The sequence below is a fragment of the Variovorax sp. CF313 genome (assembly GCF_000282635.1).
Lineage (GTDB): Bacteria > Pseudomonadota > Gammaproteobacteria > Burkholderiales > Burkholderiaceae_C > Variovorax.
This window is the reverse complement of sequence record NZ_AKIW01000033.1, coordinates 107,755-122,044: the sequence shown is the minus strand read 5'-3', so window position 1 is coordinate 122,044 and position 14,290 is coordinate 107,755. Positions and strand designations below refer to the sequence as shown.

Sequence of the window (14,290 nt, the reverse complement as noted above, 5' to 3'; positions counted from 1 at the left end):
GGACCCGTCGCAATTTTGACGTGCGCGAGGAAGCCTTATCGTCGGCACCCCTGTGGCTATACTGTGAATTCATACAGCATTGCCAGATGGGCGCCACACCCTCCAATCCGCAGAATGATGCGGCCACCGTTGCCGCACATGTCGTTTCCGTCAAGGCCCTGTGCGCCTTCGGTGCGAAGGCGGGCGACCTCGACCTGCGGTTCGTGCCCGCGCCCAGCGCGCTCGAAGGCATGGCAGGCCACGCGCTGGTGCAGCACCGGCGCGATCCCGAGCACTACGCCTGCGAAGTCGGGCTCGAAGCCACTTGCGGTGCGGTCCGGGTGCGCGGCCGGGCCGACGGCTACGAAGCGCGCAAGGCCCGCGTCGAAGAGATAAAAACCTTCCGCGGCGATTTCGACGCCATTCGCGGCAACCACCGCGCGCTGCACTGGGCGCAGGCCCGCACTTACGGCTGGATGCTGTGCGAGCTGGACGGCCACGACGAAATGACGGTGGCGCTGGTGTACCTCGACCTCGCCACCGGCGACGAGACGGTGCTCGAAGAGCATCACACCCGCGAAGCGCTGCGGGAGCACTTCGAACTGCTGTGCGGCCGCTACAGCGCCTGGGCCGCGAGTGAAGCCGGCCACCGCGCCGCGCTCGACGAAACATTGGCCCGGCTCGAATTTCCGCATCGCAACTTCCGCACGGGCCAGCGCGAACTGGCCGAGGCCGTCTACCGCGCGGCCATGGGCGGGCGCTGCCTCATGACGCAGGCACCCACGGGCATCGGCAAGACGCTGGCCACCATCTTCCCGCTGCTCAAGGCCCGCGCCGCGCGCAGGATCGACAAGGTGTTCTTCCTCACCGCCAAGACCTCCGGCCGCCCGGTGGCGCTCGACGCGCTGCGCGTGCTCGACAGGGGGCAGGGCCAGGGCCGGCTGCGCGTGCTCGAACTCGCCGCCCGCGAGAAGGTCTGCGAATACCCCGACCGCGCCTGCCACGGCGATGCCTGCCCGCTCGCCAGGGGCTTCTACGACCGCCTGCCGGCCGCACGCGAGCAGGCCGCGCAGGTGGCGTGGCTCGACCGCGAAGCCTTGCGCCACATCGCGCTCGTGCACGAGGTGTGCCCCTATTTCCTCGCGCAGGAAATGGCGCACTGGGCCGACGCCATCGTCGGTGACTACAACTACTACTTCGACAGCAGCGCCTTCCTCTACGCCACCATGCGCGACGCCGACTGGCGCGTGGCCGTGCTGGTGGACGAGGCCCACAACCTGCTGGAGCGCTCGCGCGGCATGTACACCGCGCAGCTCGAAGGCGCGGCGCTCGAAGAGGCGCACCGAGTCGCGCCGGCCGCGCTGCGCGATCCGCTGGCCCGGCTGTTCCGCGAATGGGACACGGTGCAGCAGGCCCAGGTGGCCGACTACGAAACCGGCGACGAGATTCCCGAGCGCTTCCTGCGCACCCTGCAGGCTGCCAACACCGCCATGGCCGAGTACTTCGCCGCCACGCCCGATGCTTCGCAGGGGCCGCTGCAGCGCTTCTTCTTCGACGCGCTGCACTTCGCCCGGCTGGCCGAGGCCTTCGGCGACCACTCGGTGTTCGAGCGCACGCTGGGTGCGGCGCAGCAGGATCGCGGCCTCGCCATTCGCAACCTCGTGCCGGCGCCATTCCTGGAGGCGCGCTTCGGCGATGCGGTGTCGGTCACCTGCTTCTCGGGCACGCTGTCGCCCTTCGAGTTCTACCGCGATGCGCTCGGCCTGCCCGAAGGCACCGCGCTGCTCGACGTGGCCTCGCCCTTCAACAGCCAGCAGCTGCGCGTCGAGGTGGCGATGCATGTGTCGACGCGCTTCCGCGACCGTGCGGGGTCGCTGCGCAACGTGGCGGACATCATCGGCGCGCAGTTCGAGCGGCTGCCCGGCAACTACCTGGCCTTCTTCAGCAGCTTCGACTACCTCGAGAAAGCCTGCGCCGCCTTCTCGCTGCGGCATCCTGGCGTGCCGGTATGGGCGCAGACGCGCGGCATGCGCGAGGCCGACCGCCACGGCTTCATCGCGCGCTTCGAGGAGGGCGGGCAAGGCATCGGCTTTGCGGTGCTCGGCGGCGCGTTCGGCGAGGGCATCGACCTGCCGGGAAGCCGCCTGATCGGCGCCTTCGTGGCCAGCCTGGGCCTGCCGCAGTACAACGAACTCAACGAGATCACGCGCGAGCGCATGCAGACGCGCTTCGGCAAGGGCTACGAGTACACCTACCTGTACCCGGGCCTGCAGAAGGTGGTGCAGGCGGCCGGCCGCGTGATCCGCACCGAGCAGGACCGTGGCGTGCTGCACCTGCTCGACGACCGCTTCGCGCGTGCAGAAATCCGGGAGCTGCTGCCGCGCTGGTGGCATGTGCAACTGGGCGGAGGCGATGAAGAAGATGCGCGCAGCTAGACGCCTCGAACACGCCGGCCAGCCTGACCTGTTCGGCGAGGCGCCCGTGGCCGCCATCGAGGGACTGCGCTATGAAAGCGGGTTCCTGTCGCCCGAAGAAGAGGCGGCGTTGCTGCGCATCGTCCAGGGCCTGCCGCTCAGGGAGATGCGCTACAAGGAATACACGGCGCGGCGGCGCGGCACCAGCTTCGGCGGCAGCTACGACTTCGACACCAACCGCCTCAAGCCCGGCCCGCCGCTGCCCGTGGTGCTTCACCCATTGCGGGCGAGGGCGGCCGCATGGGCCGCCCTCGCGCCCGAAGACCTCGCCCACATGCTCATCGCCGAATACCGGCCTGGCACGCCGCTCGGCTGGCACCGCGACGTACCGGACTTCGAGGACATCGTCGGCATCTCGCTGCTCGGCGATGCGGTCATGCAGTTCAGGCCGTATGCGCCCGGCGCGGCGGCCTCGCGACCGAGTTCGCTGGAGTTTCTTGTCGAGCCGCGCTCGATCTACATGCTGCGCGGTCCGGCACGGTGGGCGTGGCAACACGCCATCGCGCCGACCGAGGCATTGCGCTATTCGATCACGCTGCGCACGCGAAGAAGATCGCCTGGGCCGTGATCGCGGCCGTCATCGCGTGCCGCCGCCGCGGCGCGCCTGCAGCTGGTTGCCTGCGCCGACGTGACTCTCGCGGTCGTGCCGGCTTTCCGGCGTGCGGCGCGGCTCGTTCCTTGGCGTGGCGGGCTGATTGCCCGCCTTGTTGTGCTGCGTGGGCACGGTGTCGTGCTCGTCGGTGGTGATGGCGTCGGGGTTGTGTTTCGGGTGCTGCCTGTGGCTCGTCATGGGGCTTCCTGGGTAGGGGTGGACAAGACATCCATTTGTCCTGCGGCCGATGGAGGATGCCTGTGGGAACGGACCGACCCCGTGCGTCGTCCAAGCCGCGCGGCAGCCGGCCGACGCACGCCATGGGGCGCAAGACAGACTTCGCTGACGCGCAGCGCGTGCGTCTTCTTACCCCTTGCGCGCGCCGTGCGCCCAGCATGGGGGGCTTCTCAACCCGCAGGAGCAGCAGGAGCAATGCCATGCCAAGAGGCGACAAGTCGTCCTACACGGACAAGCAGAAGCGAAAGGCCGAACACATCGAAGAGGGCTACGAGCACCGCGGTGTGGGCAGGGGCGAGGCCGAGCGCCGCGCCTGGGCCACGGTGAACGCCGAGACAGGCGGCGGCAAGAAGTCGGGTTCCGGCCGCGGCAAGGCAGAGAACCACGGCCCCTCGCGCAAGGGCGGGCGCCTGGGCGGCGCTGCCGCCGCCCACCGCACCGCGGCCGAACGCTCGGCCTCGGCGAAGAAGGCCGCCGCCACGCGCAAGCGCAACGCCGAAAAGCGCGGCTGAGCGGGGTGAAGAGGAACCCCGCCTGAACGTGCGAGTTCCGCGGCCTCCTGAAACCAGCCATTGGGCATGTCCGAAAATCGGATTTCTCCTCGGGAAGCCGCGAAAACCGGACATTCCTGACCTGTTTCTGGCGCCAGCCGGACGACTTGCGATTTCCCGCCACCCGGCGGTGGACGCGGGTTGCCGGCTTGTTCGGCGACGCTGCGCCGAACGCGGCTTCTATGCCGTCCAACATCGGGCAACCGGCGGTCATTCCGCCGCCGTTTTCGTCGTTTGCCGCACCTTCGACGCGTCGATACGATCCCGCGCCTTGCCCTTCACGAAAGGACCGCGCGAGTGCCCATCACCACAGCTTCTTCCCCTGGCTCCGATGCCAATGCACGCTGGCAGCAACGCAGCCGGCGCCATGTCTGGCATCCCTGCACGCAGAGCATCCGCCTCGAAGCGGTGCCGCCGCTGCCCATTGCGCGCGGCGACGGCGTGTGGCTCTTCGACGCCGAAGGCCGCCGCTACATGGATGCCACCAGCTCGTGGTGGGTCAACCTCTTCGGCCATGCGCATCCGGCGATCAACGCCGCGCTCAAGGACCAGCTCGACAAGCTGTCGCACGTGATGCTCGCGGGCTGCACGCACGCGCCGGCGGTGGAACTGGCCGAGCGCCTGTCCGCGCTGACGGGCCACGCGCTCGGCCATTGCTTCTACGCGTCCGACGGCGCCTCGGCCGTGGAGATCGCGCTGAAGATGAGCTTTCATGCCTGGCGCAACGCCGGGCGCGGCGGAAAGCGGCGCTTCGTGGCGCTGAAGCGGGGCTACCACGGCGAGACCCTGGGCGCCTTGCACGTGACCGACGTGCCGGTGTTCCGCGATGCCTATGCGCCCTTGCTCGCTGATGCGCACCTCGTCGCCTCGCCGGATGCGCGCAACGCCCGGCCCGGCGAGGACGCGGCCGCCGTCGCGCGCCGCGCCGCCGCCGAGCTCGAAGCGCTGCTGGCCGAGCAGCACGACACCATCGCCGCAGTGATCGTCGAGCCGCTGGTGCAATGCGCCACCGGCATGGCGATGCACGACCCCGAGTACCTGCGTCGGCTGCGCGCCCTGTGCGATCGCCATGGGGTGCACCTCATCGCCGACGAGATCGCGGTGGGCTGCGGGCGCACCGGCAGCTTCTTCGCGTGCGAGCAGGCCGGCATCTGGCCCGACTTCCTGTGCCTGTCGAAAGGCATCAGCGGCGGCTACCTGCCGCTGGCGCTGGTGATGACGCGCGACGCCATCTACGAAGGCTTCGTCGACGACGACGCGGCGCGCAGCTTCCTGCATTCGCATTCCTACACCGGCAATGCACTGGCCTGCCGCGCGGCAATTGCCACGCTGGATCTTTTCGAGAGCGAGGATGCGCTGCAATGCAACCGCGGCCGTGCCGCGCGCCTGCTGCAGCACCTGCGCGGCGGGCTTGCAGGGCAGGCGGTCGATCATCTGCGGCAGCGCGGAATGATCACGGCCTTCGACGTGCGCGAGCCGGGCGCGCGTTTCGCCGAACGCTTTCACCTGGCGGCGCGCGCGCACGGGCTGCTGATGCGGCCGATCGGCAACACCGTGTACCTCATGCCGCCGTACACGATCGGCGACGGCGAGATCGATCAGCTGGTCGACGGCACGCTGGCCACGCTGAAAGCCGTCATGGCCACGAACCAGGAAGAAGGAGCCCGCGATGTCGCGCTTGCTTGACCGCCTGCAGGGCGAGATCCACGCGCTCGACGCGCAGTCGCTGCGCCGCCGCCGGCAGATCGCCGAAACCGCCTGCGCGCCCGAGCAGATCCTCACGCTGGCCGGCGCCACCGCGCCGCGCACCATGCTCGGCTTCAGCAGCAACGACTACCTCGGTCTTGCCGCGCACCCCGCGTTGGCGAAGGCATGGGCCGAAGGCGCCGCGCTGTACGGCACGGGCAGCGGTGGTTCGCACCTGATCCTCGGCCATTCGCGCGCCCACGCGCAGCTCGAGGAGCGGCTCGCCGAGTGGATGGCTCCTTTCATCCCCGAAGCGCAGAGCCTGTTCTTCTGCACGGGCTACATGGCCAACCTCGCCGTGCTGTCGGCGCTCGGCGGCGCCGAGGCGGTCATCTTCTCGGAAGCACTCAACCATGCTTCGCTGATCGACGGCGCGAGGCTGGCGAAGGCGCGCGTCGAGCGCTATCCGCACTGCGGCGTGGCCGCGCTCGACGCGCAGCTCGCCGCCTGCGACGCGCCCGTGAAGCTCATCGTCAGCGATGCAGTGTTCAGCATGGACGGCCACATCGCACCCGTGGCCGAACTGCTCGCGCTGGCCGAGCGGCACGATGCCTGGCTGGTGATCGACGACGCGCACGGCTTCGGCGTGCTCGGCGCCACGGGGCGCGGCGTGCTCGAAGCCATGGGCTTGCGCTCGGAGCGGCTGGTGCTGATCGGCACGCTGGGCAAGGCCGCGGGCGTGTCGGGCGCCTTCGTGGCGGCGCATCGCACCGTCGTCGACTACCTGGTGCAGCGCGCGCGGCCGTACATCTTCACCACGGCCGCACCGCCGGCCGTCGCGCACGCGCTGCTCGCGAGCCTGGCGCTGATCGAGGGCGAGGAGGGCGCCGAACGCCGTTCACGGCTGCGGGAACGCATCGCGCAATTGCGCCGGGGCCTGACCGCCGTGCTGCCAGCGGACGGCAGCGCATGGCTGCCCGAGTCGCCCACCGCGATCCAGCCGCTGATCGTCGGCGACAACGCGCGCGCGATGCGCACCATGGCGCAGCTCGATGCGCGCGGCCTGCGCGTCGGCGCGATCCGCCCGCCGACCGTGCCCGCCGGCACCGCGCGGCTGCGCATCGCGCTGTCGGCCAGCCACGGCGAAGCCGACGTCGCCCGGCTCGTCGATGCATTGGGCGATGCGCTGGCGCAGCCCTGGAAGGAGGCCGCATGAACTGGTTCGTTACCGGCACCGACACGGGCATCGGCAAGACGCTGGTCAGCAGCGCCATGCTGAGCCTGCTGGCCGGTTCCGGCCTGCGCGCGGTCGGCATGAAGCCGGTGGCCGCAGGGCTCGAAGAACGCGACGGCGAATGGCGCAACGAAGACGTGGAGCAGCTGCGCGCGGCCGGCAACGTCGACGCGCCACTGGCGCTGCGCAGCCCGTACCTGCTGCGCGCGCCGATGTCGCCGCACCTGGCGGCCAGGGAAGAGGGCGTGCACATCACGCTGCGGCCGATGCTCTTGGCCTTCGCGGAACTCTCGGCGCGCGCCGATGCCGTGGTGGTCGAAGGCGTGGGTGGCTTCTGCGTGCCGTTCGGCGACGACCTCGACAGCGCCGACCTCGCCGTGGCGCTGGGCCTGCCCGTGATCCTCGTGGTCGGCCTGCGGCTGGGTTGCCTCAACCATGCGCTGCTGAGCGCCGAGGCGGTTCGCGCGCGGGGCCTCGTGCTGGCGGGCTGGGTGGCGAGCGTTGTCGATCCCTCGATGCTGGCGCCGCAAGCCAACCTGCAGACGCTGCGTGCCCGGCTCGGCGCGCCGCTGCTCGGCGTGGTGCCGCATCTGCAGCAACCCGGCGCCGCGCAGGCCGCGCGCCACATCGACTTGCGTGCACTGCGCGCGACGGCGGCCCATGCCGCGCGCCGTGCCGCGGCGGAGGAATCAGCCGCGCTGGCCTGATTCGACGAGCCGCTTGGCTCGCACGCCGCCCTGGCGCTCCAGCATCCAGCCCGGGTACTCGGCCGGCAGCGCGCTCACCTTGTCCAGCGCGGCCAGCTCGTCGCCCGTGAGCTTGATGGCCGTGGCTGCGATGTTGTCGTCCAACTGCTCGGCGCGCTTGGCACCGACGATCACGCTGGTCACCACCTGCTGGTGCAGCAGCCACGCCAGCGCGATCTGCGCGACCGAAACCTTGCGCGCTTCGGCCAGCTGGCGCATCACGTCGATGCAGTCGTAGGCGCGCTCGACGTTCACCGGCGGAAAGTCGAAGGTGGTGCGGCGGCTGCCTTTTTCCGCCTGCGTGTCGCGGCCGTACTTGCCGCTCAGCAGGCCGCCCGCGAGCGGGCTCCAGACCATCAACCCGACGTTTTCGCTGCGCAGCATGGGCGCCAGCTCGCGTTCCAGGTCGCGCCCGGCGATGGTGTAGTAGGCCTGCAGCGACTCGAAGCGCGCGAGCCGGTCGCGCTCGGCGATGCCCAGCGCCTTCGCGATCTGCCAGGCCGCCCAGTTCGACACGCCCACGTAGCGCACGTGGCCCTGGCGCACGAGGTTGTCGAGCGCGTGCACGGTTTCCTCGATGGGCGTGATGGGGTCGAAGCCGTGGATCTGGTACAGGTCGATGTGGTCGAGCTGCAGGCGCTGCAGGCTGGCCTTGACGCCGTCCATGATGTGGAAGCGCGAGGCGCCCGCGGAGTTGACGCCCTTGCTGCCGGTTTCGCCGAGCACCTTGGTGGCCAGCACGAAACTGTCGCGCGGCACCTTGAGGTTCTTCAGCGCCTGGCCGGTGATGACTTCCGACTGCCCTTCGGAGTACACGTCCGCCGTGTCGATGAAGTTGATGCCGGCGTCGAGCGCGCGGCCGACCAGCCCTTCGGCCTCCGACTGCTGCAGGTTGCCGATCTGGCCCCAGATGCCGGAGGAGCCGCCGAAGGTCATGGTGCCGAGGCACAGTTCGGAAACCAGGAGGCCGGTGCGGCCGAATTTGCGGTATTGCATGGAGAGGTTCCTTTGCGTTGGAGGCAGGCGCCGAAAGGGGCCGACAAGCCCGGGCGACTGCGGAAAAGTATCCCGCCGGCGCCTGGCCCATGGCGAGCGCGTTCCTGCAAAGTATTTGCCTGATTCTCCAGACCTCCCGCGTGGCGCGTGCGAATCCGATGGAGGAGCGCTAAGCTTCGAACCGCTCATTCCTCCATGGTGGCCGCCCCTTTGGCCCCCAACCATGACAAGGCCTCGAACATGTCCGACGAAACACCCGAAATCGCCGCCGTCATCGCCCAGCCGATGCCGCTGGAGCCCGAACTCGACGAAGCCCGCAAGGAACTGGTGGCGCTGATCGAGCACATCACGCGCGGGCAGGACGGCACCGTCATCACCGCCGTGCCCGGCCTGCAGGTGTTCTGCATCAGCAAGCCCGAAGGCCCCAAGCACGCCTTCGCGTCCCCGGCGCTGGGCCTGATCGCGCAGGGTTCCAAGCGGATCATCGTGGGCGACGACATCTACGTGTACGACCCGATGCACTACCTCGTCACCTCGGTCGACCTGCCGGTGTGCGGCCAGGTGTGCGTGACGAGCGAGAAGGAGCCTTACCTCGGCGTGCGGCTGGAACTGGCCCTCGATGAAATCGGCGAGCTCATCGGCGACGAGAAGCTGCCCGCCAAGGCCAATGCGCCAGCCTCGCGCGGCATGTACGTCAACCGCATCGCCATGCCGGTGCTCGAACCCGTGCTGCGCCTGCTGCGGCTGCTCGATACGCCGGAAGACGTGCCGATCATGGCGCCGCTCATCAAGCGCGAGATCATGTACCGCCTGCTGGTCAACGGCGAGGGCGCGCGGCTGCGGCAGATCGCGCTGCAGGACAGCCACACCCAGCGCATCGCGAAAGCCATCAGCGCGCTGCGCGTCAACTACGCGCAGTCGCTGCGGGTGGAAGACATGGCGCGGGCGGTGCACATGAGCGTGTCGTCATTCCATCACCACTTCAAGGCCGTCACCGCGATGAGCCCGCTGCAGTACCAGAAGCAGCTGCGCCTGCAGGAGGCGCGCCGGCAGATGCTGATCGCCGGCGCCGACGTGGCGAGCGCCGCGCACAACGTGGGCTACGAAAGCCCGTCGCAGTTCGCGCGCGAGTACGGCCGCATGTTCGGCGCGCCGCCGCTGCGCGACAAGCGCCGCTGGCTCGGCGAGGCAGGCAACGACGCGATGGGGGCGGCCTCGATGGAGGCTGCGTGAACCGGCCGGGCAGCATGGCCGGCGCGCCGCCGCATGGCTGATTCGAAGATCGCCAAGTTCATCGTCGCGGGCATCACCGGCAGCTCGGCCATGCTGTCGGAAGGCATCCGTTCGGGCACGGCAAGGAGCTGTACTTCTGGAGCCTCATCGTCGCGGTGCTGATCTTCGGGCTGGGCGGCGGCGTTTCGTTCTACAAAGGCGTCCAGCACATCCGCCAGCCCGAGCCGATGCGCGACCCGACGTGGAATTACGTGGTGCTTGCGGCGGCCGCGCCGGGCATCTGGTCCAGCCATGCACTGGACGCGCGGTAGCACCTGCCGCGGTTCGCACGCCGCCCCTGCCATGCAGGTTTCGCGGAATTTCGCTATTGTTTTGTTCGCTGCAGCAACACGGAGTAATGCATGCTTTGGCAAAAGAAGCTGGCACGATGGAGCGACGTGGTCCGCGAGCGCGCCAACCTGCCTGTGCGGCTTACCTTGTGGGACGGCCAGTCCTACGACTTCGGCACCTTCAGCGGGCCTTCGGTCACGCTGCACGTGAAGACGCCCGCCGCGCTGCCGCTGATGCTGCATCCCACGCTCGACAACCTCGGCGAGGCCTACGTCAAGAGCAAGATCGACATCGAGGGCAAGCTCAGCGACGTCATCGACATCGCCTACGGCCTCGCCAGGACGTCGATCGACAAGCACGGCGGGGCGCTGCGGAACATGGCGCGCCATTTCGCGCACACGAGGTCGTCGGACAGGAAGTCCGTCCAGTACCACTACGACGTCTCCAACGAGTTCTATCGGCTGTGGCTCGATCCGAACATGGTCTATTCATGCGCCTACTTCGAGAACGGCGACGAGGACTTGGCCACTGCGCAACTGAAGAAGATAGACCACATCCTCACCAAGATCGAACTGAAGCCGGGCCAGACGCTGCTCGACATCGGCTGCGGCTGGGGCGCTCTGGCGATCCGTGCGGCGCAGAAGTTCGGCGCGCGCTGCGTGGGGGTGACGCTCTCTCGGAACCAGCTGGAGCTGGCGACCGAACGCGTGAAGGCCGCCGGCCTGCAGGACCGCATCGAGATCCGCCTGCAGGACTACCGCGACGTGACCGGCCGGTTCGACCGCATCACCAGCGTCGGCATGTTCGAGCACGTGGGCCGCAGGAACCTGCCTGCGTACTTCAGGCGCGTGCAGGAGCTGCTTGCAGACGACGGCGTGGTGATGAACCACGGCATCACCTCGTCCGACCCCGCCGGCGGCGGCATGTCGTACGGCGGCGGCGACTTCATCGACCGCTACGTGTTCCCCAACGGCGAGCTGCCGCACATCAGCCTCGCGCTGCAGGCCATGCAGCAGGGCGGCCTCGAAGCCTTCGACGTGGAGAACCTGCGCCGCCACTATGTGCGCACGCTGCGCTGCTGGAGCGATGCCTACGAAGCCAACAGCGAGAAGGCGCGCGCGTTCGTCGACGAAGAAAAATTCCGTATCTGGCGCATCTACCTCGCGGGCTGCGCCTATGCCTTCGAGAACGACGACGTGGCCATCTACCAGGTCGTGGGCCGCAAGGCAGGGCGGCCGGCGAACACGCTGCCGTGGTCGCGCCGCTATATCTACGACGGCACCTCGTTCGGAAGCCCCTAGAGCTTGAGCGCCGGACAGGGGCTCAAGCCGTCTATAGCATGCACGGCTCATGACTTCCACCAACAGAACAACAAACCGCCCCCTCGTCATCGCCTCGATCATGGCCTCCATGGCGATGGTGGCCATCGAAGCCACCATCGTCTCCACCGTCATGCCGCAGATCGCCTCCGAACTGGGCGGACTGCATCTGTACAGCTGGGTGTTCGCCTCCTTCCTGCTGGCGCAGACCGCGATGACTGTGGTGTTCGGCAAGCTCTCGGACCTGTACGGCCGCAAGCCCATCATGTTCGTGGGCATCGCCGTCTTCGTTCTCGGGTCGGTGCTGGCGGGTTTCGCGTGGTCGATGCCGGCCATGATCTGCTTCCGGCTCATCCAGGGCATCGGCGCGGGCGCCATCCAGCCGGTGGCGCTCACCATCGTGGGCGATCTCTATCCGGTGCGCGAACGCGGCAAGGTGCAGGGCTGGCTTGCGAGCGTCTGGGCCGTGTCGGCTGTGGTGGGGCCGATGATCGGCGCACTGATCGTGCAGAAGCTGTCCTGGGCCTGGATCTTCTGGGTCAACGTGCCCATCGGCCTGGCGGCCGCGGCTGGCTTCTGGCTCTTCCTGCACGAAGCGCCGACGGTGCGCCGCTCGTCCATCGACATGGTGGGCGCGGTGCTGTTCACCATCGGCATTGCGGCGCTGATGATCGCGCTGACGGAATTCGGCGTCGGCAATTCGGGCGTGGCACTCGCGTGGGCCGGGTTGTTCGTCGTCACGCTCGTGCTGTTCATCGCGCAGGAGCGCCGTGCCACCGACCCGATGATGTCGCTGAAGCTCTGGGGCGCGCGGATGATCGCCGCCGTCAACGGCGCGGCAATGCTGGCCGGCATGGTGCTGATCGGCATCACGACCTTCCTGCCGATGTACGTGCAGGTGGTGCTCGAGCGCTCGTCGGTCACGGCCGGCCTCACGCTCACGATGGTGATGCTCGGCTGGCCCATCGGTGCGACGCTGACCTCGCGCACCTTCCATCGCATCGGCCTGTGGCGCATGGTGGTGGTCGGTGCAGCGCTGATTCCGGTGGGCACCTCGGCCTTCGTCCTGCTCGCGTCAGGCAGCTCGCCGGTGCTGCCCGCCATCGGCTCCTTCGTTATCGGCCTGGGCATGGGCGTGATGAGCCTGAGCTCGCTGATCCTGATCCAGGAAGGCGTCGATCTTGCGCAGCGCGGCATCGCCACGGCGTCGAACGTGTTCTCCCGCAACCTTGGCAGTGCGCTGGGCGCGGCCTTCTTCGGCGCAGTCTTCAATTTCGGGCTGACGCGCGGGGATGGCAGCCCGATGTTCACCGACGACCAGCTGCGCCTGCTGCTGCAGGGTGTGCAGGGTTCGGAGGCCAATGACGCGGGCATTCGCCTGGCGCTGGGCGGTTCGCTGCATCTGACTTTCGTGGCGATGCTGACCGTGAGCCTGGGTGTGGTCGCGCTGGCGTTGCTGCTGCCGAAGGAAGGACTGGAGAGCCATGCGGTCGGGGCTGGGAAGCCGGCGCCGAAGTAGGCCGCTTCAGCGCAGCAGCGACTTCTTCATGTACGCCAGGTAGAAGCCGGGCGCGTAATCGTCGATGCGGGCGTACTCCTCGTAGCCGTGCTTCAGGTAGAACGGGCGCGCCTGCCACTCGAAGGTGTCCAGCTTTGCGTTCTTCGCGCCCAGCGCGATGGCTTGCTGCTCGGCCTCGGCCAGCAGGCGGGTGCCAAGGCCCGAGCCTCGCGCGTCTTCTTCGACGAAGAGCACTTCGATGTTGAGCCAGTAGAGAAACACGAAGCCGCGCAGGCCACCGAGGAGGCGCCCGTTCTCGTCCCTTGCGTTGAGGCGGATGTACTGCTGTTCGGGGTACTCGCCGACAAAGCCATAGTTGTAGTGGCGCAGCTTGAGGCCGAGCTCGCCAGAGCGGATTTCTTCAGGCGTGGCGGGGGCAATGGTGAGGTTTTTCATTCGGGAGAAAAGCTGTGCGATGGAACGGTGCAACTCTACCGGCCCGCCCGAAGCCCGAACCCGAACCCAGCCCGCTCACGCCCCTCCATCGCGAACCTCATCAGGAAACTTGGAATCCGTCTTTGGAAAAGCGGTGGCACTGCACAGAATCGGTCGAAGCGTTCGTTCGACCATTGCCATGCCACTGCGTACCTTTCATCTTTCTCCGTCGGCCCAGGGCCGCAAAGTTCTTGCCCTGACAGCCACTGCCTGGCGCATTCCGCCGCGCTCGGCACGCGAAGTGGCGCGCCGGGCGCCGCATGGCTATATGCGTGTGCGGGCGCTGCGGCGGCTTCATGCGGCCGCGGTGCTGGCCTTGCTGCCGCATTCGTGGTGAACTTGGCGCCAGGGCCATGAACCTGGAGACAAGAGAAGATGCTGATCGTCCTGGGTGGTCTGCCGGGCACGGGCAAGACCACCATCGCGCGCGAGATCGCCGAACTCGTGCCGGCCGTCTACCTGCGCATCGACACCATCGAGCAGGCGCTGCGGTCGGCCAGGGTGCTGGCCGGTGACGTGGGGCCGGCCGGCTACATCGTGGCCTATGACCTGGCCCGCGCCAATCTTTCCCTGGGGCAGGCGGTCGTGGCCGACTGCGTGAATCCCTTGCCGGTGACGCGCGAGGCCTGGCGCACGGTGGCGGCAGATACCGCATCGCGCATCGTCGAGGTCGAGATCGTGTGCTCCGATATCGCCGAACATCGGCGCCGCGTCGAGCAGCGCAGCGCCGACGTGCCGGGCCTCGTGCCGCCGGCGTGGGCGTCCGTGCAGCGCCACGACTACGCGCCCTGGACCACCCAACGCCTCGTCATCGACACCGCAAGCCTCAGCGCGCACGAGGCCGTGCAATCGATCCTGTCCCACGTGCGCGACTGAGCATTCAGCAAATATCGATATAGAAATTCAGCGCAAACGGTGCA

Annotated in this window: 14 protein-coding genes and 1 pseudogene; 12 read left to right on the top strand and 3 right to left on the bottom strand. The window is 68.4% G+C overall.

Going from position 1 to position 14,290, the window contains the following annotated elements; all coding sequences use genetic code 11:
• Positions 1–86: 86 nt before the first annotated feature.
• Entirely contained in the window at positions 87–2,414 is a 2,328-nt protein-coding gene (locus PMI12_RS11145; protein WP_007832187.1) for an ATP-dependent DNA helicase, read from the top strand.
• Entirely contained in the window at positions 2,392–3,021 is a 630-nt protein-coding gene (locus PMI12_RS11140) for an alpha-ketoglutarate-dependent dioxygenase AlkB (protein ID WP_237726076.1), read from the top strand. Before PMI12_RS11145 ends, PMI12_RS11140 begins: the two co-directional genes overlap by 23 nt.
• A gap of 9 nt (positions 3,022–3,030) precedes the next feature.
• Here the strand turns inward: PMI12_RS11140 and PMI12_RS11135 are convergent, their stop codons facing one another.
• Entirely contained in the window at positions 3,031–3,243 is a 213-nt protein-coding gene (locus PMI12_RS11135; protein WP_007832184.1) for a hypothetical protein, read from the bottom strand.
• A 239-nt stretch (positions 3,244–3,482) separates the two neighbouring features.
• Here PMI12_RS11135 and PMI12_RS11130 point away from each other — a divergent pair, with 239 nt between their 5' ends.
• The 4 genes from PMI12_RS11130 (at position 3,483) to bioD (ending at position 7,460) form a co-directional block, all read left to right on the top strand.
• Complete coding sequence (locus tag PMI12_RS11130; protein WP_007832183.1) at positions 3,483–3,794, top strand: hypothetical protein; 312 nt, start codon at positions 3,483–3,485, stop codon at positions 3,792–3,794.
• Between the two features lie 336 nt (positions 3,795–4,130).
• Positions 4,131–5,519: an adenosylmethionine--8-amino-7-oxononanoate transaminase gene (locus tag PMI12_RS11125; RefSeq protein WP_007832182.1), complete on the top strand. Its 1,389-nt coding sequence runs from the start codon at positions 4,131–4,133 to the stop codon at positions 5,517–5,519.
• Positions 5,503–6,735, top strand: a complete 1,233-nt coding sequence (bioF, locus tag PMI12_RS11120) for an 8-amino-7-oxononanoate synthase (RefSeq protein WP_007832181.1) — start codon at positions 5,503–5,505, stop codon at positions 6,733–6,735. Before PMI12_RS11125 ends, bioF begins: the two co-directional genes overlap by 17 nt.
• Positions 6,732–7,460, top strand: a complete 729-nt coding sequence (gene bioD, locus PMI12_RS11115) for a dethiobiotin synthase (protein WP_007832179.1) — start codon at positions 6,732–6,734, stop codon at positions 7,458–7,460. The genes bioF and bioD overlap by 4 nt, the downstream gene beginning before the upstream one ends.
• Here bioD and PMI12_RS11110 read toward each other — a convergent pair.
• Positions 7,443–8,495, bottom strand: a complete 1,053-nt coding sequence (locus PMI12_RS11110) for an aldo/keto reductase (RefSeq protein ID WP_007832178.1) — start codon at positions 8,493–8,495, stop codon at positions 7,443–7,445. The two genes, bioD and PMI12_RS11110, sit on opposite strands and share 18 nt — an antisense overlap.
• Before the next feature lie 240 nt (positions 8,496–8,735).
• Between PMI12_RS11110 and PMI12_RS11105 the strand changes: the two genes are divergently transcribed.
• The 4 genes and pseudogenes from PMI12_RS11105 to PMI12_RS11095 all read left to right on the top strand — a co-directional run bounded on the left by PMI12_RS11105 (position 8,736) and on the right by PMI12_RS11095 (position 12,896).
• Positions 8,736–9,728 (top strand): AraC family transcriptional regulator, encoded by a 993-nt coding sequence (locus PMI12_RS11105; protein WP_042673222.1) that lies wholly within the window; start codon positions 8,736–8,738, stop codon positions 9,726–9,728.
• Positions 9,729–9,761: 33 nt separating this feature from the next.
• Positions 9,762–10,000: pseudogene (locus tag PMI12_RS28140) on the top strand (cation transporter); the annotation flags it as partial.
• A gap of 129 nt (positions 10,001–10,129) precedes the next feature.
• The gene (locus tag PMI12_RS11100; RefSeq protein WP_007832176.1) at positions 10,130–11,359 is read left to right on the top strand and encodes an SAM-dependent methyltransferase; all 1,230 of its coding nucleotides are present in this window, start codon (positions 10,130–10,132) and stop codon (positions 11,357–11,359) included.
• A gap of 49 nt (positions 11,360–11,408) precedes the next feature.
• Positions 11,409–12,896: an MFS transporter gene (locus PMI12_RS11095; protein WP_007832175.1), complete on the top strand. Its 1,488-nt coding sequence runs from the start codon at positions 11,409–11,411 to the stop codon at positions 12,894–12,896.
• Positions 12,897–12,902: 6 nt separating this feature from the next.
• On the opposite strand, the gene PMI12_RS11090 is transcribed toward PMI12_RS11095, so the two are convergent.
• Positions 12,903–13,331 (bottom strand): GNAT family N-acetyltransferase, encoded by a 429-nt coding sequence (locus PMI12_RS11090; RefSeq protein ID WP_007832174.1) that lies wholly within the window; start codon positions 13,329–13,331, stop codon positions 12,903–12,905.
• Positions 13,332–13,440: 109 nt separating this feature from the next.
• On the opposite strand from PMI12_RS11090, the gene PMI12_RS28710 reads away from it, so the two are divergent.
• Together PMI12_RS28710 and PMI12_RS11085 are read left to right on the top strand one after the other, a co-directional pair.
• Complete coding sequence (locus PMI12_RS28710; protein WP_157632174.1) at positions 13,441–13,707, top strand: hypothetical protein; 267 nt, start codon at positions 13,441–13,443, stop codon at positions 13,705–13,707.
• Between the two features lie 38 nt (positions 13,708–13,745).
• Positions 13,746–14,246 (top strand): AAA family ATPase, encoded by a 501-nt coding sequence (locus tag PMI12_RS11085; RefSeq protein WP_007832170.1) that lies wholly within the window; start codon positions 13,746–13,748, stop codon positions 14,244–14,246.
• Positions 14,247–14,290 lie beyond the last annotated feature (44 nt).

Bases quoted from the DNA above. Each gene is read 5' to 3' on its own strand.
- PMI12_RS11085 (WP_007832170.1), top strand. From the start codon at position 13,746: ATGCTGATCGTCCTGGGTGGTCTGCCGGGCACGGGCAAGACCACCATC.
- PMI12_RS11130 (WP_007832183.1), top strand. From the start codon at position 3,483: ATGCCAAGAGGCGACAAGTCGTCCTACACGGACAAGCAGAAGCGAAAG.
- PMI12_RS11095 (WP_007832175.1), top strand. From the start codon at position 11,409: ATGACTTCCACCAACAGAACAACAAACCGCCCCCTCGTCATCGCCTCG.
- PMI12_RS11140 (WP_237726076.1), top strand. From the start codon at position 2,392: ATGAAGAAGATGCGCGCAGCTAGACGCCTCGAACACGCCGGCCAGCCT.
- PMI12_RS11145 (WP_007832187.1), top strand. From the start codon at position 87: ATGGGCGCCACACCCTCCAATCCGCAGAATGATGCGGCCACCGTTGCC.
- PMI12_RS11100 (WP_007832176.1), top strand. From the start codon at position 10,130: ATGCTTTGGCAAAAGAAGCTGGCACGATGGAGCGACGTGGTCCGCGAG.
- bioD (WP_007832179.1), top strand. From the start codon at position 6,732: ATGAACTGGTTCGTTACCGGCACCGACACGGGCATCGGCAAGACGCTG.
- PMI12_RS11090 (WP_007832174.1), bottom strand. From the start codon at position 13,331: ATGAAAAACCTCACCATTGCCCCCGCCACGCCTGAAGAAATCCGCTCT.
- PMI12_RS11110 (WP_007832178.1), bottom strand. From the start codon at position 8,495: ATGCAATACCGCAAATTCGGCCGCACCGGCCTCCTGGTTTCCGAACTG.
- bioF (WP_007832181.1), top strand. From the start codon at position 5,503: ATGTCGCGCTTGCTTGACCGCCTGCAGGGCGAGATCCACGCGCTCGAC.
- PMI12_RS11105 (WP_042673222.1), top strand. From the start codon at position 8,736: ATGTCCGACGAAACACCCGAAATCGCCGCCGTCATCGCCCAGCCGATG.
- PMI12_RS11135 (WP_007832184.1), bottom strand. From the start codon at position 3,243: ATGACGAGCCACAGGCAGCACCCGAAACACAACCCCGACGCCATCACC.